The sequence below is a fragment of the Arthrobacter arabinosi genome (genome assembly GCF_054511115.1).
This window is the reverse complement of record NZ_JBTNDF010000003.1, coordinates 596,495-620,483: the sequence shown is the minus strand read 5'-3', so window position 1 is coordinate 620,483 and position 23,989 is coordinate 596,495. Positions and strand designations below refer to the sequence as shown.

At 70.7% G+C, this 23,989-nt stretch carries 27 protein-coding genes and 1 tRNA gene; 12 read left to right on the top strand and 16 right to left on the bottom strand.

The window, feature by feature from the left end; genetic code table 11:
- Positions 1-130 precede the first annotated feature (130 nt).
- From ACX80P_RS10910 to ACX80P_RS10890, 5 genes are all read left to right on the top strand, one after another.
- Positions 131-979: an HpcH/HpaI aldolase/citrate lyase family protein gene (locus ACX80P_RS10910; protein WP_459278091.1), complete on the top strand. Its 849-nt coding sequence runs from the start codon at positions 131-133 to the stop codon at positions 977-979.
- A gap of 106 nt (positions 980-1,085) precedes the next feature.
- A complete protein-coding gene (locus ACX80P_RS10905; RefSeq protein WP_459278090.1) occupies positions 1,086-1,904 on the top strand; it encodes a DUF4397 domain-containing protein in 819 nt (272 codons plus the stop codon).
- 74 nt (positions 1,905-1,978) lie between these two features.
- Entirely contained in the window at positions 1,979-2,713 is a 735-nt protein-coding gene (locus ACX80P_RS10900; RefSeq protein WP_459278089.1) for a class F sortase, read from the top strand.
- A gap of 75 nt (positions 2,714-2,788) precedes the next feature.
- A complete protein-coding gene (locus tag ACX80P_RS10895) occupies positions 2,789-3,352 on the top strand; it encodes an RNA polymerase sigma factor (protein ID WP_459278088.1) in 564 nt (187 codons plus the stop codon).
- Positions 3,339-4,091 (top strand): anti-sigma factor domain-containing protein, encoded by a 753-nt coding sequence (locus ACX80P_RS10890; RefSeq protein WP_459278087.1) that lies wholly within the window; start codon positions 3,339-3,341, stop codon positions 4,089-4,091. The genes ACX80P_RS10895 and ACX80P_RS10890 overlap by 14 nt, the downstream gene beginning before the upstream one ends.
- Before the next feature lie 23 nt (positions 4,092-4,114).
- On the opposite strand, the gene ACX80P_RS10885 is transcribed toward ACX80P_RS10890, so the two are convergent.
- The 4 genes from ACX80P_RS10885 to ACX80P_RS10870 form a co-directional block, all read right to left on the bottom strand.
- Positions 4,115-4,345, bottom strand: coding sequence for a zinc ribbon domain-containing protein (locus tag ACX80P_RS10885; protein ID WP_459278086.1), 231 nt, complete (start codon positions 4,343-4,345; stop codon positions 4,115-4,117).
- Between the two features lie 75 nt (positions 4,346-4,420).
- Positions 4,421-5,503 carry a fatty acid desaturase family protein gene (locus tag ACX80P_RS10880; RefSeq protein ID WP_459278085.1) on the bottom strand — a complete coding sequence of 361 codons (1,083 nt, stop codon included), beginning with the start codon at positions 5,501-5,503 and terminating at the stop codon, positions 4,421-4,423.
- A 116-nt stretch (positions 5,504-5,619) separates the two neighbouring features.
- On the bottom strand, positions 5,620-6,249 hold the full coding sequence (locus ACX80P_RS10875; RefSeq protein ID WP_459278084.1) for a flavin reductase family protein: 630 nt from the start codon (positions 6,247-6,249) through the stop codon (positions 5,620-5,622).
- Between the two features lie 7 nt (positions 6,250-6,256).
- Positions 6,257-7,111, bottom strand: a complete 855-nt coding sequence (locus ACX80P_RS10870; protein WP_459278083.1) for an SDR family oxidoreductase — start codon at positions 7,109-7,111, stop codon at positions 6,257-6,259.
- Between the two features lie 372 nt (positions 7,112-7,483).
- On the opposite strand from ACX80P_RS10870, the gene ACX80P_RS10865 reads away from it, so the two are divergent.
- Positions 7,484-8,401: an SDR family oxidoreductase gene (locus ACX80P_RS10865; protein ID WP_459278082.1), complete on the top strand. Its 918-nt coding sequence runs from the start codon at positions 7,484-7,486 to the stop codon at positions 8,399-8,401.
- Between the two features lie 88 nt (positions 8,402-8,489).
- On the opposite strand, the gene ACX80P_RS10860 is transcribed toward ACX80P_RS10865, so the two are convergent.
- Positions 8,490-9,542 (bottom strand): hypothetical protein, encoded by a 1,053-nt coding sequence (locus tag ACX80P_RS10860; protein ID WP_459278081.1) that lies wholly within the window; start codon positions 9,540-9,542, stop codon positions 8,490-8,492.
- Positions 9,543-9,668: 126 nt separating this feature from the next.
- Between ACX80P_RS10860 and ACX80P_RS10855 the strand changes: the two genes are divergently transcribed.
- The gene (locus ACX80P_RS10855; protein WP_459278080.1) at positions 9,669-10,169 is read left to right on the top strand and encodes a DUF456 domain-containing protein; all 501 of its coding nucleotides are present in this window, start codon (positions 9,669-9,671) and stop codon (positions 10,167-10,169) included.
- Between the two features lie 3 nt (positions 10,170-10,172).
- Here ACX80P_RS10855 and ACX80P_RS10850 read toward each other — a convergent pair whose 3' ends face one another.
- The 3 genes from ACX80P_RS10850 to ACX80P_RS10840 all read right to left on the bottom strand — a co-directional run bounded on the left by ACX80P_RS10850 (position 10,173) and on the right by ACX80P_RS10840 (position 15,254).
- Positions 10,173-11,963: a glycoside hydrolase family 15 protein gene (locus ACX80P_RS10850; protein WP_459278079.1), complete on the bottom strand. Its 1,791-nt coding sequence runs from the start codon at positions 11,961-11,963 to the stop codon at positions 10,173-10,175.
- A gap of 198 nt (positions 11,964-12,161) precedes the next feature.
- On the bottom strand, positions 12,162-13,640 hold the full coding sequence (locus tag ACX80P_RS10845; protein ID WP_459278078.1) for a S10 family peptidase: 1,479 nt from the start codon (positions 13,638-13,640) through the stop codon (positions 12,162-12,164).
- A 36-nt stretch (positions 13,641-13,676) separates the two neighbouring features.
- On the bottom strand, positions 13,677-15,254 hold the full coding sequence (locus tag ACX80P_RS10840; RefSeq protein ID WP_459278077.1) for a DHA2 family efflux MFS transporter permease subunit: 1,578 nt from the start codon (positions 15,252-15,254) through the stop codon (positions 13,677-13,679).
- Between the two features lie 113 nt (positions 15,255-15,367).
- Between ACX80P_RS10840 and ACX80P_RS10835 the strand changes: the two genes are divergently transcribed.
- Positions 15,368-15,440: transfer RNA gene (locus tag ACX80P_RS10835), tRNA-Ala, on the top strand.
- 89 nt (positions 15,441-15,529) lie between these two features.
- Here ACX80P_RS10835 and ACX80P_RS10830 read toward each other — a convergent pair.
- The 5 genes from ACX80P_RS10830 to ACX80P_RS10810 all read right to left on the bottom strand — a co-directional run bounded on the left by ACX80P_RS10830 (position 15,530) and on the right by ACX80P_RS10810 (position 19,197).
- Positions 15,530-15,799 (bottom strand): hypothetical protein, encoded by a 270-nt coding sequence (locus ACX80P_RS10830; RefSeq protein WP_459278076.1) that lies wholly within the window; start codon positions 15,797-15,799, stop codon positions 15,530-15,532.
- Positions 15,800-15,870: 71 nt separating this feature from the next.
- Positions 15,871-17,193: an alpha-amylase family glycosyl hydrolase gene (locus ACX80P_RS10825; RefSeq protein WP_459278075.1), complete on the bottom strand. Its 1,323-nt coding sequence runs from the start codon at positions 17,191-17,193 to the stop codon at positions 15,871-15,873.
- Between the two features lie 69 nt (positions 17,194-17,262).
- On the bottom strand, positions 17,263-17,697 hold the full coding sequence (locus ACX80P_RS10820; RefSeq protein ID WP_459278074.1) for a hypothetical protein: 435 nt from the start codon (positions 17,695-17,697) through the stop codon (positions 17,263-17,265).
- A 41-nt stretch (positions 17,698-17,738) separates the two neighbouring features.
- The gene (locus ACX80P_RS10815) at positions 17,739-18,632 is read right to left on the bottom strand and encodes a cytochrome c oxidase assembly protein (RefSeq protein WP_459278073.1); all 894 of its coding nucleotides are present in this window, start codon (positions 18,630-18,632) and stop codon (positions 17,739-17,741) included.
- Positions 18,625-19,197 carry a DUF2243 domain-containing protein gene (locus ACX80P_RS10810; RefSeq protein WP_459278072.1) on the bottom strand — a complete coding sequence of 191 codons (573 nt, stop codon included), beginning with the start codon at positions 19,195-19,197 and terminating at the stop codon, positions 18,625-18,627. The genes ACX80P_RS10815 and ACX80P_RS10810 overlap by 8 nt, the downstream gene beginning before the upstream one ends.
- Before the next feature lie 152 nt (positions 19,198-19,349).
- Here ACX80P_RS10810 and ACX80P_RS10805 point away from each other — a divergent pair, with 152 nt between their 5' ends.
- Positions 19,350-19,652, top strand: coding sequence for a DUF4193 domain-containing protein (locus tag ACX80P_RS10805; RefSeq protein WP_459278071.1), 303 nt, complete (start codon positions 19,350-19,352; stop codon positions 19,650-19,652).
- A gap of 67 nt (positions 19,653-19,719) precedes the next feature.
- Here ACX80P_RS10805 and ACX80P_RS10800 read toward each other — a convergent pair whose 3' ends face one another.
- A complete protein-coding gene (locus ACX80P_RS10800; RefSeq protein ID WP_459278070.1) occupies positions 19,720-20,088 on the bottom strand; it encodes a hypothetical protein in 369 nt (122 codons plus the stop codon).
- An 80-nt stretch (positions 20,089-20,168) separates the two neighbouring features.
- Positions 20,169-21,458: an alpha-hydroxy acid oxidase gene (locus ACX80P_RS10795; protein WP_459278069.1), complete on the bottom strand. Its 1,290-nt coding sequence runs from the start codon at positions 21,456-21,458 to the stop codon at positions 20,169-20,171.
- A gap of 114 nt (positions 21,459-21,572) precedes the next feature.
- Between ACX80P_RS10795 and ACX80P_RS10790 the strand changes: the two genes are divergently transcribed.
- From ACX80P_RS10790 to ACX80P_RS10780, 3 genes are read left to right on the top strand one after another with little or no spacing between them, the layout of a single operon-like run.
- The gene (locus ACX80P_RS10790; protein WP_459278068.1) at positions 21,573-22,313 is read left to right on the top strand and encodes a FadR/GntR family transcriptional regulator; all 741 of its coding nucleotides are present in this window, start codon (positions 21,573-21,575) and stop codon (positions 22,311-22,313) included.
- Between the two features lie 53 nt (positions 22,314-22,366).
- A complete protein-coding gene (locus tag ACX80P_RS10785) occupies positions 22,367-22,774 on the top strand; it encodes a hypothetical protein (RefSeq protein ID WP_459278067.1) in 408 nt (135 codons plus the stop codon).
- Positions 22,771-23,289 carry a mycothiol transferase gene (locus tag ACX80P_RS10780; RefSeq protein ID WP_459278066.1) on the top strand — a complete coding sequence of 173 codons (519 nt, stop codon included), beginning with the start codon at positions 22,771-22,773 and terminating at the stop codon, positions 23,287-23,289. The genes ACX80P_RS10785 and ACX80P_RS10780 overlap by 4 nt, the downstream gene beginning before the upstream one ends.
- Here the strand turns inward: ACX80P_RS10780 and ACX80P_RS10775 are convergent.
- Positions 23,286-23,948, bottom strand: a complete 663-nt coding sequence (locus tag ACX80P_RS10775; protein WP_459278065.1) for an alpha-ketoglutarate-dependent dioxygenase AlkB family protein — start codon at positions 23,946-23,948, stop codon at positions 23,286-23,288. The two genes, ACX80P_RS10780 and ACX80P_RS10775, sit on opposite strands and share 4 nt — an antisense overlap.
- Positions 23,949-23,989 lie beyond the last annotated feature (41 nt).

Genomic DNA, 23,989 nt, shown 5'->3' with positions numbered 1-23,989 from the left:
GAATGCTAGGCGTGGAGCGCTGGGGGGTCAAGGGTCCCGTGACGCGGGCCGGGCCCTTTTGGTCGTAGTGTTCACGCGATGCGGTGAAGTTCGTTGGGTAACACGGAGCGATCCTCAGTAGTGTTTGAGCATGGCCACCTCGCTCAGAAACAGCCGCGCCGCCGCGCTTCCCGCCAAGCTCTCCCGATCCTGGCTCCTGGCCTCAGCGGCTTCCGAGGACAATTTCATCCCGGCCCTCACCTCCGAGGCCGACTCCGTGGTGTTCGACATGGAGGACGCCGTTCCCGCCCCGGGCAAGGTGGAAGCCCGTGAGCGCGTGGTCGAGGCTCTGTCCACCGGCATGACGGCATGGGTGCGCGTCAACGGTATCGAGACGGAGTACTGGGCCGACGACCTGGCCGCCCTGTCCAGGGCGCCGGGCCTGCGCGGCGTCATGCTCGCGATGACGGAGAAGCCCGAGCAGGTCACGCACACGGCCATGCGCCTGCAGGCCGGTACGCCCGTGCTCGCCCTGATCGAGTCGGCGCTCGGCATCGAGAACGCGACGGCGATCGCCAGCGCCCCCGGCACCTTCCGCCTCGCGTTCGGGGTGGGCGATTTCCGGCGTGACACGGGAGCCTCCGACGACCCGATGGCGCTCGCCTATGCGCGTTCCAAGCTCGTGGTCGCCTCGCGCGTGGGGCAGCTGCCCGGTCCGATCGACGGTCCCACCGTCGGCGCCCTGGGGGACGAGCTGCTCGAGGCCTGCAAGGTCACTGCCTCCATGGGCATGACGGGCAAACTGTGCCTGCTGACCGACGCCACCGACACCATCAACCGCGGACTGTCGCCCAGCGAGTCGGAGATCAGCTGGGCCTCGGAACTCCTTCGTGAGCACGCCGCCGGAGCCGTGGTGGGTGACGGCTCCTACCTCCCGCGCCTCGCCCGGGCGCAGAAGATCTCCTCGCTCGCGGACTCCTACGGGCTCTGGAACGCCTGACCGGGAAAATTCCCTCGACCTCCTTGCATCCAAATCGCCCCGCCGCCGGGTAGTACCGGGTGTCAGCGAAAAAACCCCGTCACCGGGGCCACACCAAGGAGTAGTCATGCAACGAAGCCTGTACGCCATTGGAGCCGTAGCAGCCCTGGGAGCCGCGTCCATCGCCGCCCCGGCCACTGCCGCCGAAGCACCGGCCGATGCGTCCCTGTCCGTCCTCCACGGCGTCCCCGACCTCACGGTCGACGTCTACGTCAATGGCGCGCTCACGCTGGACGACTTCACCCCGGGCACGCTGGCCGGTCCTCTCGCCCTGCCGGCCGGGGACTACCAGCTGGCCATCACGGCATCCGATGCCGCCGACGCCAGCGCGCCGGTGATCGGTCCCGTCGACGTGACGCTCGAGGCCGGTGGGAACTACACGGCGACGGCGAATCTCGATGCCGCAGGCCAGCCGACGGCGAACTTCTACACCAATGACGTCTCCGCCATCGAGGCCGGCAAGACGCGCCTGACGGTCCGCCACGTCGCGGCGGCACCGGCGGTCGACGTCCTCGCCGGAGGTGCGGCGATCGTCCCGAACCTCAGCAATCCCGGTGAGGCCTCGCTGACCACGGATCCCGGCACGGTGTCGGCGGCCGTCGCCGCTGCGGGCACCACCACCCCGGTGATCGGCCCGGCGGACCTGAACCTCCCCGAGGGCACCTCGACGATCGTCTACGCCTGGGGCAGCCTCGAGGCCGGAAACCTCGCGCTCGCCACGCAGACGATCGAGGGGCTGCACTCCTCACCCGGTGCCGTCCCGGGAGGCCAGTCCGGCCTCGCGGCCCAGGACGACAACGGAGCGGCCATCGGGCTGGGGGCGTTCCTCCTGGTCGTGCTGGGCGGGGTGGCAGCAGCCGCCCGCCGTCGGACCGCACGCGTCTGAATCCGGCAGTGACGGGCGGGGAGGCCGTTTCCGCCTCCCCGCCCGTCACGTCACCCACAGGAGAGTCCACCACCGTGCATCCCCGTCGATCAGCGATCCCCGCCGCCGTGCTGGCCGCCGTCCTCCTCGCAGGGTGCGCGCAGGCCGATGATGCCGCGCCGGCGGACCCGGCACCGGTTCTCACGGCCCCCGTCCCCGCCCCGCAGGCACCCACGGCCGGTGCCGCGGACCCGGCGGCGGACGCCGCGCGCGCGACCGACGCCCCGGCGAGCCCGACACCGAGCCCGACACCGAGCCCGGCGGGAACACCCGCGACGATCCCCCCGGTGCCCATCCAGCAGGCCAACGGTGCACTCCAGCCGCGAGACCCGGCCCCCGTGTCCCTGGTCATCGCCGGCACCGACATCTCCGTGAAGGTCGTGGAGGTGGGTATCGAGGACAACAACGCCATGGAGATCCCGGACAGCTTCTACGAAGCGGGATGGTACCGCTACGGTCCCGCGCCCGGCGCGAAGGCCGGCAACGCGGTGATCGCCGCCCACGTCGACAGCCTCACGGAGGTGATGCCTTTCGCCCAGCTGAAGGACGTACCGGTCGGAACCACGGTCACGGTGGGACTGGAGGACGGACGGTCCCTGGCCTATGCGGTCTCCGACGTCCGGAACGTCCCGAAGGCCACACTGAACGGGTCGGAGATCTTCAGGCGCGACGGCGCCCCCGAACTCAAGATCATCACCTGCGGGGGGGAATGGCTGTCGGAGAAGGGGGACTATGAGGATAATGTAGTGCTCACAGCCTTACCGCTCTGAGTCTGATGGGGTAAGAGCCCAGGATCGCCGGCTGCCGCACTGGCGCGGCGCCGGCCCCGGCTTGAGGAGTGACACGTGGCACCTCCTGGCCCCGAATGGACGAGGCAGCTCGACCTCGACTTCACCGCGGGGGACGAGCGTGCAATGACGGCCGCGTACGAGTGTTTCGCCCCCCTCGTCTACACGATCGCCCTGCGTTCGATGAAGGACCGCGCGGCCGCCGACGACATCACGCAGGATGTGTTCGTGAGGGCGTGGCGGTCTAGGGACCGCTTCGATCCCGACTCGGGCGTCCTCCCGGCCTGGCTCATGGGGATCTGCCGGAACGTCATCCTCGACAGCCTGTCGGCCAGGACCCGGCAGGAGCACCTGGTGGTCCGGGCCGGCGTCGCCCCGGACATGGGCGCCGGCTTCGATCATGGTGTCGACACCATCACCGACCGCGTGGTCCTCGGTTCGGAGCTGGAGAGGCTCGGGGAGCCCCAGGGTTCCATCCTCAAGCTGGCCTTCTACGAAGACCTGACACATCAACAGATCTCGGCGCGGATGAATCTCCCCCTGGGGACCGTCAAGAGTCACATCCGAAGGAGTCTCGTGCACCTACGCAATCGATTGGAGGAGTGGAATGCAGCATCTTGACCCGGACGCCGTCGGTCTCGCTGCGCTGGGTGAACCACTCGACCTCTGGTCGCAGGAGCACTTGGGACGGTGCGGCACGTGTTCCGCGGACGTGAACGGACTGCGGACCGTCGTCAGCACGGCGAGGGCCGACGGCTCGGTCACGGTCCTCGAACGGCCGGGCCCGGCGGTCTGGGAGGCGATCAGGGCCGAACTCGGGCTGCGCGCCGACCCGGGCACGGACGCCGCGGAGGCGCAGTCATCGGGGAACGTGCCGTCCCTGTCGGCGGCCCGGGAGCGGCGGGGCCGCAGGAACCGGCAGTACTCGACCCGCTGGCTGGCTGTTGCCGCCGGTGTCGGGATCCTGGTGGGTGGAGGAGCACTGTGGGCGGCGGAGTCGCTGCGCTCGGGCGGGAACGGCGTCGTGCTGGCCCAGGCCGACCTGGCGCCCCTGCCCGGTTTCTCGGGGTCGGGCGAGGCGACGATCTCGCGGGCCGACGACGGTTCCCGGAGCCTCGACGTCGATCTCACGGGGGCGGCACCGGACGGGTTCCGGCAGGTCTGGCTGATCGCCCCCGACCTGAAGCAGATGTACAGCATCGGCCTCCTGGAGGCCGATCACGGCAGCTTCGCGGTACCGGCCGACATCGACCTGGCGCAGTACCCCATCGTCGACATCTCCGACGAGCCCTTCGACGGGAACCCCACCCATTCCAGCGTCAGCATGGTCAGGGGCACCATCGGGGCCGTCGGGGGCTGACGGCCCGGCCCGGGGGGGGGGTGTCAGTGGGCGAGGGCGCGTTCTTCCGCGCCGCTGATACGCGACGTGCCGCCGCAGTTCGTGCAGACCTGCAGGCGCGTCCTGCTCACGGTGAGGAGCGGGATGAAGAACACGGAGATCTTCGTCCTGCGCTGGATCACCTGCTGGGGTGCGAACATCCCGCAGTAACGGCAGGACGCGGAGCGGGTGGACTGGAGGTGCTCACGAGTGGTGAGGCCGAAGAGGAAGAACATCTCTCCACGGTAGGGGCCCGCAGGCAAGGAAGAAAGGCCCCTTACTATCTCCCCGTCCGAGGTTCCGCGTGGTAGTCAGGGGCGACGGTAGCGGTTGATCATGGGGCAGTCGAAGGGGTCGCGGGCGGCGAGGCCCACGCGGTTCAGGTAGGCGACGACGGCGGCATAGGAGGCGGCGACGCCGACCTCGGTGTAGGGCACGCTGAGGCGCTCGCAGTGTTCCCTCACGATGATCGCGGCCCGGCGGAGGTGGGGGCGGGGCATGTCGGGGAAGAGGTGGTGCTCGATCTGGAAGTTCAGCCCCCCGAAGGCGTTGTTGATGAAGGAGCCGCCGCGGATGTTGCGTGAGGTCAGGACCTGCTTCTGGAAGAAGTCCAGCGTGCTGTCCCTGGGGACGATGGGCATGCCCTTGTGGTTGGGGGCGAAGCTGGCGCCCATGTACAGGCCGAAGACGGCCAGCTGCACGCCCAGGAACGCGAACGCCATGCCGACGGGCAGGAACCAGAAGAGGATGCCGAGGTAGGCGCCGAAGCGGGCGCCGAGCAGGGCCAGTTCGATCCAGCGGCCGGGGACGGTGCGGCGGGCGAAGAGGGTGGCGATGGAGCGGGCGTGCAGGTTGATGCCCTCCATGGTGAGCAGGGGGAAGAACAGGTAGCCCTGGCGGCGGGTGATCCAGGCCTGGAGGCCGCGCGCCTTGACGGCGTCCTCCTCGAGGAAGGAGATGGTGTCGACGGCGATGTCGGGGTCCTTGCCGCGGGTGTTGGGATCGTTGTGGTGGCGGGTGTGCTTGTCCATCCACCAGGCGTAGCTGATGCCCACGACGCCGGCGGCGAGGATCCGGCCGGACCAGTCGTTGGCGGTGCGGCTGGCGAAGATCTGGCGGTGGGAGGCCTCATGGGCGAGGAACGCGACCTGGGTCAGCAGGACACCGAGGACCGCGGCGATGAGGAGCTGGAACCAGGTGTCGCCGAGGAGGGCGAAACCGGTCCACGCGGCGCCCATGGCCAGGGCCAGGGCTGCGAACACGCAGGCGTAGAAACGACGCCGCCGGTTCAGCAGCCCTTCCCTGCGGACCTGCTTCAGCAGCACCGAATAGGACGCGACCACATCGTTGGGCCGGGAGATGCGGACGGTACGCGGGGAGGTGCTGACGCTCATGGGGGGATTCCTGGTTCGACGCTGGCTTCCCAGCCCGGGAGCGGGTGGGAACCGCAGATATCCGCACTGTACGGGACGGATCCGGACGGCACCGGGAAAGGACGAAGGTGGCCGGATCAGGCGCCGGCGTGCATCCCGTGGTAGTGCCCCGGCCACCCGCGGACGGGGATGCGCGTGATCTCCCGGATGGTCCCCGCCGATCCCCACTCGTTCTTCCCGAGCCGCGACAGCGGCCTGAGCGCTGCGATGGAGGGCAGATCACCGTCGAGCACGTCCTCCGAGACCGCGGCGTGCACCACCTCGCCGAAGACGAGGGTGCAGTTCCCCATCTCCTGGACGAGGTGCAGCCTGCACTCGAGCGCCACGGGGGACTCCCCGACCCGCGGCGGCCGCACCGTGACGCTGGGCTCACGGGTGAGGCCGACGGCGTCGAACTCGCTGACGTCCGGCGGGAAGTCGGTGCCGGTCGCGTTGACGGCCTCGAAGAGCTCCTCCGGCGTGAAGCTGACCACGAACTCGCCGGTGGCCTCGATGTTGCGCACGGAGTCCTTGCGGCCCACGGACGTGAACTGGACGATCGGCGGGTCGACCGACGCGATGGTGAAGAACGAGTGCGGGGCGAGGTTGTCCACGCCGTCCGCCGACGTCGAGGACACCCACGCGATGGGGCGGGGCACGACGACGGAGGTCAGGAACCGGTAGAACGCGCGGCTGTTCGCGGGACCCGGGACGATGTCCCTGCGCATGCGGGACCTACCCCTGCGCCGAGAGGAGGTCGCGGAAGCCGACCGGGCGCCGCCCGGTGAGGCGCTCGACGTCACCGGTCACCTCGGCCATCTCGCCGCGGGCGATGGCCGTGTACGTGCTCACCCAGGCCTCGACCTGCCAGCGGGGCGCTCCGTGGTGGGCGCGGGAGGCCATCGCCTCGTCGTACGACTGGTCCTCGAACCGCACGGTCGCCTGCGTCAGTTCGGTCAGGAGGGCGGCGGCCTCGGCCAGGGTGAAGGCGTCGGGGCCGGTCAGCCGGTACGCCCTCCCTTCGTGGTCCGCGGGCGTCCGCAGCACCGCCGCGGCGGAGCGGGCGACGTCGGACTGGGCGACGGCGGAGAGTCTACCCTCGCCGGCCGGGCCCCGGATGACGCCGTCCTCCGCGAGGGCTGGCACGACGTCGAGGTACAGGTTGTCGCGGAGGAACGTCCAGGCCATCCCGGACCGCCGCAGGTGCTCCTCGGTGAACCAGTGGTCGCGGCCGAGGAGGAACGTGGCGTCGGGGGCGGCGCCGAGGAACGACGTGTAGACGACGTGCCGCACGCCCGCCGCCTTCGCCGCGTCGATGAAGGTGCGGTGGGTCGCCACGCGGTCGGCCTCCTCGGCCGCCGAGACCATGAACAGGACGTCGACGCCGGTCAGCGCCTCGGCGGATGCGTCGGCGTCGGCGTAGGTGCACTGCCGGACGACGGCCTCGGGCAGGTGCTGCGCCCGGTCCGGCGACCTGACCGGGAGGATCAGCGGCACCCCGTCGGCGGCGAGCATCCGGGCGACGCGCCCGCCCACGACGCCGGTGGACCCTGTGACTGCGATGCGCTGCTCCATGCCGGGCACAGCCACGACGGGGCGGGAATTATTTCCTCCCTGTGCCGCCGTCCGCCCGGCGACTAGACTCGACGCCTATGGATCACATGCGCAGGCTCCGCACCCCGATCGTCTGGCTCGTGGTCGCCGCCATGGTCCTCAGCATCGGGGCAGGTCTCTTCTCCGTCGTCCTCTAGCGTCGTCCGGGGAGCACCTCGCGTGCCGGGGCCTGTGACCGTGTAACCGCCCGGACCGCTTCCCGCCAGAGCCGACCCGCCGGACCCCCCATTTGTCCAGGGCATCGCTCCACGCCTAGGGTAGTAAGTAGGCTTAGCTTCATCGGCTAGTCGCCGTCCGTTCCGACGTCCCTCGCGACGCTGGATACGCACTCACCCAGGGAGAACAGCCATGACCTCCGAGAGCACCACAGGATCGACCGACCAGTACACCTTCCAGAACCCCGTCACCCGGTTCGAGAGCATCACGCCGCCCGCCGAGCACACGAACGAGCCCGGGCTCGAGTCCGAGATGGAGATCAAGGCCGACCGCGGGGAGACCTCCTACCGCGGAACGGGCCGCCTCCAGGGCCGCAAGGCCCTCATCACCGGGGCGGATTCGGGAATCGGCGCCGCCGTCGCCATCGCCTACGCGCGTGAAGGAGCCGACGTCGCCCTCTCCTACCTCCCCGAGGAGGAGGAGGACGCGCAGGTCGTCAAGTCACTCATCGAGGCGGAGGGCCGCACGGCCGTCTGCATTCCCGGTGACCTGAAGGACCCCGCGTACTGCATCTCCCTCGTGCAGCAGGCCGTCGACGGCCTCGGCAGCCTGGACATCCTCGTCAACAACGCCGGCAAGCAGGTGGCCGTCGAGTCGCTGGAGGACCTCAGCGACGAGCAGCTGGACCACACCTACAAGACGAACATCTACTCGTTCTTCCGGGTGACCAAGGAGGCGCTCAAGCACCTCCAGCCCGGTTCGGCGATCATCAACTCCACGTCGATCCAGGCCTACGAGCCCTCGCCGACCCTCGTCGACTACGCGAGCACCAAGGCCGCGATCAACAACTTCACCAAGGGGCTGGCACAGCAGCTCGCACCCAAGGGCATCCGCGTCAACGCCGTGGCGCCCGGGCCCATCTGGACCCCGCTGCAGCCCTCGGGCGGACAGCCGAAGGAGGCTCTGCCCGAGTTCGGCAAGGACACCCCGCTGGGCCGCGCGGGCCAGCCCACTGAACTCGCTCCCGCATACGTGTTCCTGGCGTCCTCGGAGGCGAGCTACGTGATCGGCGAGACCCTGAACGTCAACGGCGGCATGCCGACGCCGTAACCGTGGACGCCAGCAGCCCCGGACTCCGTGGAGTCCGGGGCTGCTGTGTTCCATGGCCCGTCGTGTCGGCGGGCTACGCGGCGTCGTCCTACGCGGCCTCGTCCAGTGCGTCGAAGTCCGTGCGGTCGATCCGGCGGTGGTACCGCATGCCGGCGAGCCCGCCGAGGATGGCGCCGACGAGGGCGACGGCGGCGACCACGAGCAGAGCGATGAGTCCGGGCCCGGTGAGGTTCTGCGAGGACGGGATGCCGAGCCCCTGGACCTGCTCGGTCACGCCCGCCTGGTTCCCGACGATCACGCCGATGATGGTGAGCACCACGGCCGCGATGAGCGCCCAGAGCCAGACGGCGACACCCTGCTTGGCGCCGCTGAAGCGCGCCATGCGTCCCGCGACGTACCCACCCGTGAAGTAGGAGAGGAGCAATACGACGCCGAGCACGACGGCGGTCGTGATGCCCGCGGTCTGCGCCTCCCCGGAACCGCTCGTGATGTCCTGCATCGAGAGGGTGGCGCCGACGCCGAAGAGTGCGGCGACACCGCCCACGAGGGCGGAGAGCAGCACGAACATTCCGGTGGCGGTGAGCCAGCCGAAGAACGCGGAGCCGAACTTCATGCCGCCGAAGTGTTCCTTCTCGCGCTGGTGCAGCAGCTTGCGGTCGGCCACGGTGGGCACCCCCGATCCGGCCGCAGCGCCGCGCGGCAGGGGCCTGTCGCGGCCGTCCTCGGCGGCTCCGCGCTTGTCACGCTTGCCGACGGGCGTCACGGGGACGACCTGCGTGTGGGCCTGCGTCGTCGCGTCCCCGGCGGGACGCGGCTCCTCCCTCGAGGCGGAGATCGGGGGCGCCTGCGGACGCGTGGTGCTGTCCCCGGCCGAGGAGCGGCTGCCGCCGGAGCCGCCGGAGTACATGCCCGGGACGTAGTCGCCGCTCGAGTCGTCATCGGGGGAGTAGGCGCCGGGCACGTAGCCGCTCCCGCCGTCGTCGCCCTCGCGCCGCACCGCTGACGGGCCCGTGGCCGACGCCCCGGCGGCCCCGCGGTGCGTGTCCATCAGCTCGGTCGGGTTGTCCTGGGTGTGCTCGGGTCCGGCGGCGCTGGCGCCTCGGCGCTCGCCGTCCGTGTTCCCTGTTCCCGGTGTGCTCATCGGTCCTCCTGATCTCAGGGCCCGCAGGCTCGCTAAGGTGGCTTAGTATTCCTCAGAAGTATCCCATGACGACGGGTGGAAAGACCGGTGGCGCGGTGCCGCGCCGGGGGATGGAAGACTGGAGCCATGGATCTCCAGGTGTTCATGACCGTGGTGTGCGGGGCGCTGATCGCCGTCGGGATCGCGGGCGTCGTGATCCCGGTGCTGCCGGGCAGCGTCCTGATCATCGTGTCCCTGCTCCTGTGGGCGCTCATGGTCGGCAGCGCCGAGGGGTGGACGGTGTTCGCGCTCGGGACGGTCCTGGCGGGTGCCGGGCTCGCCGCCGGACTGGTCCTCACCGGCAGGACGCTCCGCCGGCGCCAGATCCCGGGGAGGTCCGTGACCGTCGGCGTCCTCACGGGGATCGCGGGCATGTTCGTCATCCCCGTCGTCGGCCTGTTCGTCGGATTCGCCCTCGGGCTATTCCTCAGCGAGTTCGCCCGGCAGCGGGACGCGCGCGAGGCGGTGGCGTCCAGCCTCCACGCCCTGAAGGCGACCGGCCTCGGGATCCTCGCCGAATTGGCGCTCGCCTGCCTCGCCGGGACCACGTGGGTCATCGGGGTCTGGGTCTACTTCTCCACCCGGTAGGCGTCAGGACTTCCCGGAGAGGGTCAGCGCCGCGACGATCAGGGCGAGGTGGCTCAGACCCTGCGGCAGGTTCCCCATGAACGCGAGATCGGACGGCTCGATCATCTCGGCCATGATGCCGACGTCGTTCGCCAGAGGCACGAGCTCCTCCATCAGGTCCACGGCCTCGTCACGGCGGCCGACGACGACGAGCGCGGAGACCATCCAGTAGGCGCACGCCACGAACGTGGCTTCCTCCTCCTGCATCCCGCTGTAGCGGTAGAGCAGGGGTCCGGCGCCGAGTTCCGCGCGGAGGGCGTCGAGCGTCGAGGACATGCGCGGCCCCGTGTCGAACTCACTGATCGCGTGCAGGAGGATCGAGGCATCGAGCTCCGTGGATCCGGGGTACCAGATGTAGCTCTGGCGCTCCTCGGACCAGCCGTGCTCGTGCACCCAGTCGCGGATGCGGTCGCGCTCCGCCGCCCACCGCTCCACCGGCCCCTGGAGCTGCCCGCGCTCGGCGAGGAGGACGGCGCACCGCAGGGCGTTCCAGCACCCGAGCTTCGACGTCACGTAGTGCCGTTCCTCCGGCAGCTCCCATATGCCGGCGTCGCGCCGCTGCCAGATGTCGCAGGTCAGGTCCGCGAGGTCGGCGAGCTGGCGCATGGTCGCGGGATCGAGCGCGTGGCCCGCGCGGACGTATTGCCAGACGATGTCGAACACGTCCCCGAACACGCCGAGCTGGAGCTGGCCGGCAGCGGGGTTCCCGTCGACGACGGGGCCGATGTGCCGCCAGCCGGTCAGGTCCGGCCGCTGCGTCCCCTCGGGGAGGTCGCCGTTCAACCGGGTGAAGACCTCCAGGTCGGAGCCCTGCGACCGCAGGTTCTTCAGCATCCAGGACACGGCGGCGTGGACCTCCTCGCGGAGCCCCGCCCGCGTGAGGGAGTGCAGCGTGTAGGCGGTGTCGCGCACCCACGCATAGCGGTAGTCCCAGTTCTTGCCACCCGCGGCGCTCTCGGGAAGGGAGGTCGTCGCAGCGGCGGCGATCGACCCGGAGGGGCTGTGCAGGAGCAGCTTCAGGGCGAGGGCGCTGCGCAGTACGGCGTGCCGGTAGTCGCCGTCGTAGGCGAAGTCGTCCGACCACGACTGCCAGTTCGCGATGGTGCGGTCCACGCCGTCGTCGATGGTCCGCGGGTCGGGGAGCGGGAGCGGTTCGTCATGCGTGGAGACGACGGCGACCAGGTGCCGCGATCCCGGCGACGTCGTGAACGCGCCGGCGACGGACCGGCCCTCGGCAGGCAGGAGGCCGTGATCGATGCCGAGGACGCCGAGCGCGACGCCGTCGATGCGCAGGATGGGATGCCCGGCTCCGGTATCCACCCACGGGGACGCTGCGCCGAAGCAGGTGCCGGGCGCCACGGACCACGCCATCGTCACGGCGCCCGACAGGCCGTCGATGCGTCGGGCGAGCTCGCCCCATGGCAGCCGGCCTGCGACCCCCGTGTTGAGCGAGTCGGTGACCCGGACGGAGCCGCCGGCCGTGGTGTACGTGGTCTCGAGCACGTTGGAGCCGTCCGCGTAGCGGCGCTCCACCGTGAAGTCCTCCGTGGGCGCGAGGGACACGAAGCCCTCGTCGGCGTCGAGGAGCCGGGCGAAGGCGGGCGTCGAGTCGAGGTCCGGGGTCGGGTACCAGTCGATGGAGCCGTCCAGGGCCACGAGTGCGACGGTCCGGCCGTCGCCGATCGCTGCATAGGAGCGGAGATCAACGAAGCCCGCCTCATCCCGGACCGCGTTACCCGCTACGTCCTGTTCCACCGTGTGCGGGTGCCGCTACCTGCCGTTGTAGCGCGTCTTGCTGGCGCGGGACGTCTGGCCCGTGCGTCGGTTCATCAGGCGTGATGCGATGACGGGCACGAGGGCCCAGAGGATTCTCTTCAGCAGCATGGTGGGTCCTTACGGTCAGGTCCGGCCGCGAAGGTCACGGCCGGTCGATTTCATCATCCTACTGATGATCTACCGCGCGGTCCTGTTCTCCGTGACGAACGCGGCCAGCGCGCGGAGCTGCGCATCACGTGCTACCGGGTTCAGGTACATCATGTGGCCGGCCTCGTGGTAATGGTGCGTGAAGCGGGCCCGGGCGTCGTCGTCGAGGTTCATGTGCGCCCAGACGTACTCGGCCGCGAAGTGGGGCGTGGCGCCGTCGTGGTAGCCGTAGTCGACATGCACGCGCAGCGCGGGATTGTGCACGAGGAGCCGCTCGAGCACCCCGGAGACGTCGACGGGAGCACCCTCGAACGTGCGGTAGCTCCAGGGCTGGACGCGGGCGGTGAGGATCTCGTAGGGGAGATCGTTCTCGTAGCCGAGTTCCGCCCGGACGTAGTGGTTCATCGCCGCCGAGTACGGTCCCGTGATCGCCCGCATGCTCGGGTCGTCGAAGGAGTCGGAGGCCTGCTGGTTCTCGGGGCGCGCAGCGAACCGGCCGTCGATGCGGCCGACCGCGAGGCCCTGTGCACGCAGGAGTTCGGCCGCGAACTCGTGGTAGGCCCAGCGGAGGTCGGTGCGGCGGATGAAGCCCTCGTCGAGGGTCGTGATGGCCTGCAGCCGCGCGACGACGTCGTCGTACTCCGTCGGACTCAACCGGCTGCCCTGGGTCAGGGCGTAGCCGAAGTCGCGGGCTGCGAACTCCTCGGCTTCGCGGAGCACGTCCGCGAGCTCCCGGTCGCCGTGGCGCCCGTGGTAGTGCGCGATGGCGGCATAGGTGGGCAGGTGGAGCGCGTAGGGCAGGTCGCTGCCCGGGAAGAAACGCAGGGTGGACATGTTGAGCACGGTCGAGATCAGGCCGAGTCCGTTGACCGCCATGCCGTGGGCGTCGAACAGGCGGCCGGCCACCGCCACGGCGCGCAGCGTGCCGTAGGACTCGCCGATCAGGTATTTGGGGGAGAGCCAGCGGTTGTTGCGCGTCGTCCAGAGGCGGATGACCTCGGCCACGAGGTCCCTGTCCTGGATGAAGGCGTGGAACTCGTCGGCGGTCTCCCCGTCGACCACGCGGGAGAAACCGGTGTTCACGGGGTCGATCATGACGAGGTCGCTCGACTCGAGGAGGCTGTCCGGGTTGTCGACCAGCCCGAACGGGGCGGGCGTCATGGAACCGACGTCCCCCGAATCCACCAGGCGCGGACCCAGCAGGCCCAGGTGGAGCCAGACGGAGGCGGAACCGGGGCCGCCGTTGAAGGCGAACGTCACCGGCCGGCCCGGCTCGGCGTCCTGCCTGGTGTACGCGACGATGAAGATCTCGGCCTTCGGCCGGAAGCCGTCGGTCTTGCCGTCCTTCGTCTCCTCGCGCCGCAGGACGAGGCGCCCGGTCGTCGTCGTGTACTTCAGGCCCGAGACGGAGGTGTGCTCCCGGACGACGAAGTCGTCGGTCATCTCCTTGGGCGGGACCCCGGATTCCCTCGGAGCCGTACTCGGTGTGGTCTTCGTCTCATCAGCCATGGCAGAAGACTACCGGTCGTTCTCCGAGGCAACGGGTCAGGATCCGGCGGCCGTCGCTTCCCGGGAGTCCGCGGTCGGGTGCGCCGGCCCCCGGGCGTCCTGTCCGGCGCCGGCGGTCCCCGCGTCACGGGCCCAGTGGTTGTTCTTCTGCGGCCTGGCGAAGAAGAGCGCGGCGAGGAAGCCGATGACGACGACGACGGCCGGCAGGTAGAGGGACTGGCCCATCGAGAGGGCGTACCCCGCCTTGGCCTCGTCGGGCAGCGCCCCTCCCGGGGTCGCGCCCATACCGCCGCCATCCAGGTTGGCCACGAGGCGTGACTGCATCATCGCGGCGATCGCGGCGCTGCCGAGGACGGCGCCCATCTGGCGCGTGGTGTTGTACACGCCGGACCCGGCGCCCGCGAGGGACGGCGCGAGGTTCCGTGTGGCAGTGAGGGACACCGGCGCCCAGATCCCCGCGCTGGAGAGGCCCAGCAGGGAGATCGGCAGCAGGAGCTGCCAGATCGGGACGTCCGGGGTCAGGATGGAGCCCATCCAGAACAGGGACGCCGACATGCCGGCGAAGCCCGCGATGGCGATGTACTTGGGGTTGCTCCGCTGGACGAACTTCCCGACGAAGGGGGCGAGGGCGCCGGAGATGACGGCCATCGGCGTCAGGAGCAGCGCGGCCTGCGTGGGCGAGAGACCCCGGACCGTCTGTGCGTACAGCATGAGGGGCAGCGTCATGGTGGTGATGGAGAAGCCCATGGCGGTGATCGAGGTGTTGGCGAGGGAGAAGTTGCGGTCGCGGAAGAGCCGCAGCGGCACGAGGGGCTCGCCGCGGTTGACCTTCTGCCAGACCACGAAGGCGACGAGCAGGACGATCCCCGTGATGATCAGCGACCAGACCGAGAGCGGGCCGGCGATGGTCCCCCAGTCGTAGGTCTCGCCCTCCTGGATGCCGAAGACGAGGCAGAACAGGCCGGCAGCGCTGAGGAACACGCCGAGCATGTCGAAGCGGTGCGAGGTGGTCGGCAGGGTGGGGACGAGGCGGCTGGCGAGGAGGAAGCCGACGACGCCGACCGGGACGTTGATGAAGAAGATCCACTCCCACCCGGCGGAGTCCACGAGGATGCCGCCGAGCACGGGGCCCACGAGCGTGGCGACGCCGGCGACCGAACCCCAGAGGCCCATCGCGGCACCGCGACGCTCGGGCGGGAAGATGCGGGTGATGACGGACATGGTCTGCGGGGTCATGAGCGCGGCGCCCAGGCCCTGCAGCACGCGGGCGACGATGAGTGCCTCGACCGTGCCGGAGAGTCCGCACCAGGCGCTCGAGAGCGTGAAGACCACCAGTCCCACGAGGTAGATGCGCTTCGGGCCGAAGCGGTCACCCAGCCTGCCCGTCACGAGCAGCGGCACCGCGTAGGCGAGCAGGTAGGCGCTGGTCACCCAGATGACGCTGTCGATGCCGGCGTCGAGGCCCTCCATGATGGCCGGGGTGGCCACCGAGACGATCGTCGAATCCACGAGGATCATGAAGAAGCCGATGACGAGCGACCAGAGGGCCGGCCACGCCCTGATCTCGTCGTGCTGCGAGCGTTCGGCGGTCGCCGGGGCGGGGGTGCTGGACATGGGGAGAAGACTACGCCCGCCCACCGACGGTCCGCGCCGCGGCCGGGAAGGGCGCGTGCTTTGGGCGTAGCGGGAACTCTTGGGTACAGTGTTGGTGTTCGGCAGTGGTATCCGGGGCTTTAGCTCAGTTGGTAGAGCGTTTCGTTCGCAATGAAAAGGTCAGGGGTTCGATTCCCCTAAGCTCCACAGCGCCGCACAGAAGAAGCGAGGTCCCTGATGTCAGGGGCCTCGCTTCTTCTCGTCGGGACGAAGGTCCGCGGAAGCACGAGCCGGGGTCAGTCGGCCTCCGGCGCCCTCCGCGTCCAGGGCTTCGCCGCGACCATCCGGGTGAGCGGCCCGAGCCAGGACATCACCACGAGCAGGGTGAACGTGCTGCTCAGGGAGGAGCCCAGGGTCGTGGCGGGGAAGAGCTGGTGGACGCCCACGAGGACCGCGGCCACGAGGAGGACCTTCTTGACCGCGGTCAGCACGTGGGACGGGACGGGACGCGGCCACGGCGCGAAGTCGGCCGTACCGGTATCCCCGGGCTGCGCGTCCCAGCTCATCTGATCTCCCTGCAACGTGGCGTGTGGCTCCATTATCCATGGGGGCCGCGAATCCGGGACCCCTGGGGTGCTCAGCCGAGGACGGCCCAGCCGCGCGGCGGCACGAGCGCGGCGTCGGCGCCGTCGTCGAGCGCTGCCTGCCCGGCCAGGACGGACGACGCCCCGGCGGCGCCGACCCGCTGCGCCTCCGGGGAGAGGTTCAGCACGACCACGAGCGCGTCGGAGCCGTCCGCGACACGGTAGGCGAGCACCTCGTTGGACAGGTGGAGCACCCGGGTTCTCGCCCGGTGCAGCCACGCGTGCCGGCGGCGCAGCCCGATGAGTTCCTGGTGCAGGGCGAACACGGGGCCGCCGATCGGGGAGAGGTCCGCCGGGGTGGGCGGGAAGAGCGGGCGGACGTCGTCGTCGCCCCCCTCGCGGTCCGCCTTAACACCCCGGTAGCCCTGTTCGTCCCCGTAGTACACCGAGGGCGTCCCGCCCACCGTGAAGAGGATGACGACGGCGTGCTGCACGAGGGCCGGGTCCTCGAGCCTGCTCGCGATGCGCGTGACGTCGTGGTTCCCGACGAAGGTCAGCGGCGCGAAGGAGGCGAGGAGCGCGTCGTGGCGCTCGAGGGCGGCGGCGAGCTCGTAGAAGTTCGCGTCGTTCAGGGAACTCCAGACGGCCTTCCACAGCTCGTACTGCGTGGTGGAGTCGATCCCGCCGGCCTCGACGGCGGCCGCGTAGTCACCGTGGATGTATTCGCCGACGAAGTACGCCTGGGGGTGCGAGGCCCTGACGCGCCGCGTCACGCCGGCCCAGAACGACGACGGCACGGCGTAGGCGGCGTCCAGCCGCCAGCCGCCCGCCCCGCGCCCCAGCCAGTACTCCATGACCTCGACGACGAAGTCCGCGACGGCGGGCTCCCGGTGGTTCAGCGCCACCAGGTGGTGGTGGCCCTCGAAGTCGCGGTACCGGGGTTCGGAGCCGGGCCCGGCGCCGTCGGGCCAGTCGAGGGAGAACCAGGCGGACGTCGGGGCGCCCGGGCCCTCCGCGAGGACCTGCTGGAACGGCGCGAAGGAGCGGCCGGTGTGGTTGAAGACGCCGTCGAGGAGGATGCGCAGACCGCGCCTGCGCGCCTCCGCGACCAGGGTCTCGAAGTCCTCGAGGGTCCCCAGCCGGGGGTCGATCGCGAAGTAGTCGGTGGTGTCGTAGCCGTGCGTCTCGGACGCGAAGACCGGGCCCAGGGCAAGCCCTGACGCGCCCAGTTCAACGACGTAGTCGAGCCACGGGATCAGATCGAGCAGCCGGTGCGCTGCCGCGGGATGCGCGGTGGCGGCTTTCTCCGCTCCGACGAAGCCGAGGGGGTAGACCTGCCACCAGATCGCGTGCTGGACCCACTCGGGTTCGTTCATGGAGCCGGCCTTCCCGTCCGCCTGCGCCTGCCCTGGTCGGGCGGCGGCCGGCCGCAGCCGGTGCGCTGACTAGCCTACGTCGGCCAGCGGGCGGCCGCCCACGGCGAGCTGCCGGACGTCGCCGGGATCGAGGTGGGCGGCCTCCGCGATGGCGTCGAGATCCCCGCCCGCGTCCGCGGCCCGGACGACGGCGGCCTCAAGCTCACCGGCGAGCTCGTCGAGGTGCCATTCCATGGATTCGAGGTCGGCAGCGGCGGCAGCAACCCGGTGCAGGGCGGGAGGAAGGGGATTGGCGAGCTGGGAGGGTTCCGCCGGTGAGAGCTGGAAGCCGCAGGAGCAGGCCCAGACGAGCTCGACGTCGGATCCCTCTGCGGAGGGCGCGACCATGCCGTAGGGGGAGCCGTGGTAGGAGGTTTCACGGAGGGTCATGGGGTCCCCGCAGTGCAGTGGGGCGCCGACGGCGGCCTCTTCCCCGCTGAGCGTGGTCCCGGTGGTCTGCGTCATGGCCTGACCTTTCGACTCGGAACAACGAACGATTCTGTCAACTAGTTCGACAACCTAGTTATATGCGGACGGACGGACCGGTGTCCATTTCGCGTGTCGGCCCGGCGGTGAGGGCCCGGCTCCGGCGTCCCGGCCCGGCGGAGGCGCCGTCCGGCCTCGCGATAGGCCTGCGCGCAGAACAGCACGAGCAGCAGCGCGTGCGCCACATCGCCGCCGTAGTACATGAGTCGGGCAGCCTGCTCCGTGTCGGGTGGCATGCCGCGACCCGCGACGGCGTACAGGTGCTTCGCGACCATCCCGTGCACGGCGATGGAGGCAACGACCACACCCGCCCTGACCCACACGGGAGCCCGGTGGGGATGCGGATCGATACCGACGACGGCATAGGCGAAGAGGGTGCCCGCTGCCACGAAGTGGACGTGCAGGAGCGGCCCGAGGATGCGGTGATGCACCAGGGCGAGCCCGGCGCCGTCCCAGTACAGGAGGGCCATGGGTACCGTGGCCAGGAGCATCGCGGGGACGGGGTGGGTCAGCAGCTGCAGGGCCGGGCTTCGGAGGGTCCTGCTGTACCGGCGCGCCACCCGGGTCGGCGCGGCGCGCAGGAGGACCGTGGCGGGAGCACCGAGGACGAGCAGCAGCGGCACGAGCATGCCCAGGACCAGGTGCACGGCCATGTGCCCCGTGAAGCTCCCCGCGGCGGCGCGGGCGAGGGGGCCGGCCGTCACCGCGAGCCCGAGGGCGGTCCCGGACAGCCAGGCGACCGGCCGCCGGAGTGGGAGGGCGGGCCGCCCGCGCAGCGCGGCGATCCGCCCGCCGGCGAGGTACAGCCCGGCGAGGCAGAGCCAGGCGATGACGGCGGCGGCGTCCTGGAGGAAGGCAGTCGGATCGCCGAGGCCCGACGCCGGACCGCCCGGGTGGTGCGGGCCGTCAGCCACGATCCGCGGTGTCGTTCCTGCTCCTGCGCCGGGCCGACAGGAGCACGAGGAGGCCCGCCATGACGAACGCGACGGCCGCGCCGTTCCACAGCAGGTCGTAGGGAAGGAGGTCGACGCCGTAGCGGATCCGGTGCAGGCCCAGGACCTTGTGGTGCATCAGCCCGTCGTACAGCTGGAAGGCGCCGGTCCCCACGAGGGTGCCGCCCAGCCACCGGCGCGTGTCGAGCGCGCCGCGGCGCCGCAGGTCGGCGAACAGGAAGAGCGACGCCACGGTCGCGAACCAGCTGAAGGCATGGAACAAGCCGTCCGACACCAGCCCGGCGGCAGGTGTCGACCGGTCGTAGAAATGGTGCCAGTGGAGCAGTTGGTGGAACACGGCCTCGTCGACGAAGGCGATGATCCCGCAGCCGAAGAGGACCCCGACCAGGACGTTCCGACGCCCGGAGCGGCGTGGCCCGGTCGCTGGAGCGGGTGGAGGAGGTCGGGTGGATGAAGCGATGGCATGCCCCGTCGTCGATGGGTTCGGCTGTGTCCAGCGTGTCAGCGGCGCCCTGCCGCCGTCCACGGTTTTCCCCGTCGCCGGGGGCCGGGAACCGATGGTATGACAAGCGTCACGGGGAGCGCCGGAAGCCGCATCCGCGCCGATTCTTGCCACTAGACTCAGGTGCTGCACGCGCCCCAGCGGGCACCAGATCCCCCACGAAGAACGGCATCGGCATGGCAACGGACTACGACGCACCGCGCAACAACGACGAGAACAAGGAAGCGGACTCCCTGGAGGCGCTCCAGGCGAACCGCGGCAGCAACGCCCAGTCGTCGTCGGTCGACGTCGAGGACGCGGACACCGCGGAAGGCATCGACCTGCCGGGCGCCGACCTGTCCGGCGAGGAACTGCTCATCCAGGTGATCCCGCCCCAGGAGGACGAGTTCACGTGTGCGTCCTGCTTCCTGGTACGGCACCGCAGCCAGATCGCCCTCGAGAAGAACGGCCGGCAGTACTGCAGCGACTGCGAGGGCTAGGCCCTCCGTTCCTGCCGACGGACGGCGCTCCCTCCGGGGGCGCCGTTCCGCGTGTCGCGGGCTGTCCTCAGGAGGCCTTCTCGCCGTACCACCAGTGCGCCTCCCCGCGCGGTGCCTGCCCAGCAACGGGCAGGGCCACCACGACGGCGTTCCGGCCCGGGTGCGTGAGGAGCATCCGCACCACCGCGAGCAGCGCGGCGGCGATGGACACGGGGATGAGGACGGCGACGGCGTACATCGCGAGGGCCGCGTGGACCGGCGATTCGTGGAGGCCGGCCAGGAGGGCGGTGCTGCCGAGCCACAGCCACAGCCAGAAGAGGCCGACCAGGTAGAGCACGGACCGCGCGCGCCTGTACGGCAACGGCTGGTGCACCCGCCTGCGCTCCATGGTCGTCTCCCCGGACTCGTCCCTCGGGTCCGCCCAGGGCAGGACCATTGGAGCAAAGACTAGGGCCGATTCGGGACTGTCCCTCGATCCGATACCGAATCGAGATCTGGGACATCCGTCCGCACCGCCTACAAGGTCATCGCGTCCCTCGGCAGATCCGCACCGGCGGGGGCTTCGCCGAGCAGCCGCACGTGGTCGGGGTGGAGGTCGCCGATCCTGTTCACGCCCAGGAGCTGCATGGTGCGTGCGGTCTGCGTGCCGAGGATCTCGATGGTGCGGTCCACGCCCCTGCGGCCGCCGGCCATGAGCCCGTACAGGTAGGCCCGGCCGATCAGGGTGAAGTCCGCGCCGAGTGCCATGGCGGCGACGATGTCGCCGCCGCTCATGATGCCCGTGTCGAGGATGATCGTCGTCCGGCCCTTCAGTTCGGCGGCGACGCGCGGCAGGAGGTGCAGCGGGACGGGCGCACGGTCCAGTTGCCGCCCGCCGTGGTTGGACAGGATGATGCCGTCGGCGCCGTGGTCCACGGCCTTCTTGGCGTCGTCGAGCGTCTGGATGCCCTTCACCACGAGGTTTCCCTTCCACACGCTGCGCAGCCAGTCGAGGTCCTCGAACGTCAGGGTGGGGTCGAACATCGAGTTGATGAGGTCCGCCACGGTGCCGGAGTAGCGCGAGAGGGAGGCGAAGGACAACGGCTCGTGGGTGAGGAAGTTGAACCACCAGGCCGGCCGGTACGAGGCGTCGGCGACGGTCTTCAGGGTGAGCGCGGGCGGGATGGTCATCCCGTTCCGCACGTCCCGGAGGCGGGCCCCCGCGACGGCGGTGTCCACTGTGACCATGAGGGTGTCATTGCCTGCGGCGGCGGCGCGGTCGATGAGTTCCCGGGAGCGGTCCCGGTCCGTCCACAGGTACAGCTGGAACCAGTTGCGACCGCCGGGAGCCGCCTGCGCCACGTCCTCGATGGACGCGGTGCCCATGGTCGAGAGCGTGTAGGGGATGCCCGCCGCCGCGGCAGCCTGGGACCCGGCGTACTCGCCCTCGGACTGCATCATGCGGGTGAAGCCGGTCGGGGCGATGCCGAACGGGAGCGCGGATTCCTTTCCGAGGACGGGGGTGACCGTGCTGACGGTTGCCACGTCCCGCAGGATGCCCGGCCGGAACTCGAGATCGAGGAACGCCTGCCGCGCGCGCCCCAGGGAGATCTCGGCCTCCGCGGCGCCGTCCGTGTAGTCGAAGGGTGCTGTGGGCGTACGCCGTTTGGCGAGGTCCCGGAGGTCCCAGACGGTGTTGGCCCGCCGGAGCCGCCCGGCGGCGCTGAACTCCGGCTTCGTGAACTGCAGGAGCGGGGCGAGGTGGGCGACCCGGGGGACCCGGCGCCGCAGGGCGGGGGGGACGGGTGCATCCGGTGGTGTCTGCATGGTCTGCCTTTGCTCGTCGTCGGGCCCCGGTCCACGCTGAGCCATGGGCCGTTCGCGAGGTCTGACCACAGATCCTACGGTCTGTGGTCGGACCACACAAGCTATGCTTGCGGCATGCGCAATCACCAGGTGGTCTCGGCATGGCTCGAGGAGGAACTCGCGGCGGGCCGGCTGGCCATCGGATCGCGACTGCCGGGGGAGCGCGCGATGGCGGACCAGCTCGGGATCTCCCGCGCCTCCGTGCGCGAGGGCACCCGCGTCCTGGAGGCGCTCGGCGTCGTCCGCGCAGGTGTGGGCTCGGGACCGCGGTCCGGGACGGTCATCACCGGCAATCCCGCGCTGGCCCTGGATTCCGCGCTGCGGTTGCACGTCGCGAGCACGCACCTGCCCGTCAGGGACGTCGTCGAGACCCGGCTGCTGCTGGAGACATGGGCCGTCACCCACGCCTCCCCGGACTCGCCCGCCCTGGCCCGGGCGGCCGACCTCCTCGACGGGATGGACCGGCACGACGACGGCCCCGGCGACTTCCTGGAGCGTGATGCCCTCTTCCACGTGGCGCTCGCGGAAGCCGCGGGCAATGTGCTGATCGGCGCGATGATGGGATCGCTCCGCGGGTCCATCGCCGCGTACACGCAGCGGCTCACCGCCGGGCTCCCGGACTGGAGCACCACCTCGGACCGCCTCAGGGGGGAGCACCGCGCCATCCTCGAGGCGGTGCTGGCCGGTCGGGGCGAGGCGGCGGCGGACCTCATCCGCCACCACATCGAGGGTTTCTACCGGGAGGCGGGCGTCCACCGGGATGCAACCGATTCCTTCCGGTCCGGAAGGCTTTCCCTCACGGTGCCCGACACCTAGACTGCAGGAACTGGTCGAGCAGCGGGCCATGGAACCCCGATCGGGAGCAGGCCATGGATCCTCGTTCGCGCATCACCGACCATCCCATCGCTCGGCCGACCGGGATGAGCGCCGTCCGGGAGACCCGGCGTGCCCACCTGCCCGGTCTCCTCCTCGGCGCGGAGCTCCGCGTCCCGGACGACCTCCGCGAGGTGTCCACCCGCCGGCTGCGCATCCTCTGCAACCGCACCTACCAGCTCCTCGAGCGCGACCGTCCGTCCCGCGAGACCCGGGAGCGTTATCACGAGCTCGTGGAGGAGCTCGAGCGGCGCGAAGCCCACGCGGAGCGGTCGCCTGAGGGCGGGCCCGTGCCGATCCGGGGCGACGCCCTGGTCCTCCCGTTCGTCCCCTCCGGCAGGCGACGTCGCCTCCGCCTGCCGAGGGCGGCTCGCGTCACGGCGCCCGGGCAGGACGGCCGGTGACGTCCGTCGAGGTCCTCTCCGAAGCCTTCGGTCGGCTGCCGGACCTCGTCCGGGGCGCCGTCCGCGGTCTCGACGCCGATCAGCTGTCCGTCCGGCCGGGAGGATCCGCGAACCCGATCGCCTGGCTGGTCTGGCACCTGACCCGCGTGGAGGACAGCCACTTCGCCGAGGCGTTCGGCCACGACCAGGTCTGGCTGGCCCAGGGCTTCGCCGATCGCTGGGACCTCGCGCTGGACCGCGGCGACACCGGGTACGGGCATGCGCAGGAGCAGGTCGACGCCGTGCGCGTGGCCTCGACGCAGCAGCTGCTGGACTACTTCGACGCGGTCCACGGGCTCTCCCTCGGCCTCGTCGCGGACCTCGACGAACAGGACCTGCACCGCGTGGTCGACGAGCGGTGGGATCCGCCGGTCACCCTGCTGGTCCGGCTCGTGAGCGTGATCGACGACGCCGTGCAGCACGCCGGTCAGGCCGCCTACGCCCGGGGGATCATCCTCGCCGACGGGAAGCGCTAGACCAGGCCCGTCTGCCGCAGCGTGATGTTCAGCCGCCCCTCGAGGCCGAGCCCTTCCGGCGTCGTCCCGGGCAGGGTGCGCAGGACTCCGTGGTAGGCGAAGCGTGAGGGGCCCCCGAAGACGAAGAGATCACCGGAGGCGAGCTGGACGTCCTGCCAGGGCCGGTTCCGGTTCTCCGTGTTGCCGAACCGGAACACGCACGCCGCACCGAGGCTGAGCGAGACGACCGGCGCATCGATCCGCTCCTCGCGGTCCTGGTGCATGCCCATCCGGGCCGCGTCGTCGTAGTAGTTCACGAGCGCGGCGTCGGGCTCGTAGGCGGCCCCCGCCTCCTCCCCGTACGCCGCTGTGACGGCGTCGCGCCCCAGGGTGCGCAGTACCTGCGGGAAGGGCGCGACGGCGGCGCCCCCGACGTCGTCCGCGGTGCGGCTGTAACGGTACGGCAGCCAGTGCCAGCCGAGGCTCATGCTCTTCACGGACATCACGCCGCCGTTCGGCATGGTCACTGCACGCATGGGGACGGGCCCGCTGGCCCAGGTGCGGCAGACGTCCACCAGGCGGCGCTGCTGCCCGGGGTCCAGCCAGTCGGGGATGTGCACGGCCCCGGGCGCGAGCTGCTGCGGCGGGCGCGGGATCAGGGCGTCGAACGGATCGGTCACCCCACCATTGTGCTTCGGGAGGGCCACGCCGTTCGTCGACC

Bases quoted from the DNA above. Each gene is read 5' to 3' on its own strand.
- ACX80P_RS10910 (WP_459278091.1), top strand. From the start codon at position 131: ATGGCCACCTCGCTCAGAAACAGCCGCGCCGCCGCGCTTCCCGCCAAG.
- ACX80P_RS10905 (WP_459278090.1), top strand. From the start codon at position 1,086: ATGCAACGAAGCCTGTACGCCATTGGAGCCGTAGCAGCCCTGGGAGCC.
- ACX80P_RS10890 (WP_459278087.1), top strand. From the start codon at position 3,339: ATGCAGCATCTTGACCCGGACGCCGTCGGTCTCGCTGCGCTGGGTGAA.
- ACX80P_RS10885 (WP_459278086.1), bottom strand. From the start codon at position 4,345: ATGTTCTTCCTCTTCGGCCTCACCACTCGTGAGCACCTCCAGTCCACC.
- ACX80P_RS10880 (WP_459278085.1), bottom strand. From the start codon at position 5,503: ATGAGCGTCAGCACCTCCCCGCGTACCGTCCGCATCTCCCGGCCCAAC.
- ACX80P_RS10875 (WP_459278084.1), bottom strand. From the start codon at position 6,249: ATGCGCAGGGACATCGTCCCGGGTCCCGCGAACAGCCGCGCGTTCTAC.
- ACX80P_RS10865 (WP_459278082.1), top strand. From the start codon at position 7,484: ATGACCTCCGAGAGCACCACAGGATCGACCGACCAGTACACCTTCCAG.
- ACX80P_RS10860 (WP_459278081.1), bottom strand. From the start codon at position 9,542: ATGAGCACACCGGGAACAGGGAACACGGACGGCGAGCGCCGAGGCGCC.
- ACX80P_RS10855 (WP_459278080.1), top strand. From the start codon at position 9,669: ATGGATCTCCAGGTGTTCATGACCGTGGTGTGCGGGGCGCTGATCGCC.
- ACX80P_RS10845 (WP_459278078.1), bottom strand. From the start codon at position 13,640: ATGGCTGATGAGACGAAGACCACACCGAGTACGGCTCCGAGGGAATCC.
- ACX80P_RS10840 (WP_459278077.1), bottom strand. From the start codon at position 15,254: ATGTCCAGCACCCCCGCCCCGGCGACCGCCGAACGCTCGCAGCACGAC.
- ACX80P_RS10830 (WP_459278076.1), bottom strand. From the start codon at position 15,799: ATGAGCTGGGACGCGCAGCCCGGGGATACCGGTACGGCCGACTTCGCG.
- ACX80P_RS10825 (WP_459278075.1), bottom strand. From the start codon at position 17,193: ATGAACGAACCCGAGTGGGTCCAGCACGCGATCTGGTGGCAGGTCTAC.
- ACX80P_RS10820 (WP_459278074.1), bottom strand. From the start codon at position 17,697: ATGACGCAGACCACCGGGACCACGCTCAGCGGGGAAGAGGCCGCCGTC.
- ACX80P_RS10805 (WP_459278071.1), top strand. From the start codon at position 19,350: ATGGCAACGGACTACGACGCACCGCGCAACAACGACGAGAACAAGGAA.
- ACX80P_RS10800 (WP_459278070.1), bottom strand. From the start codon at position 20,088: ATGGTCCTGCCCTGGGCGGACCCGAGGGACGAGTCCGGGGAGACGACC.
- ACX80P_RS10795 (WP_459278069.1), bottom strand. From the start codon at position 21,458: ATGCAGACACCACCGGATGCACCCGTCCCCCCCGCCCTGCGGCGCCGG.
- ACX80P_RS10790 (WP_459278068.1), top strand. From the start codon at position 21,573: ATGCGCAATCACCAGGTGGTCTCGGCATGGCTCGAGGAGGAACTCGCG.
- ACX80P_RS10785 (WP_459278067.1), top strand. From the start codon at position 22,367: ATGGATCCTCGTTCGCGCATCACCGACCATCCCATCGCTCGGCCGACC.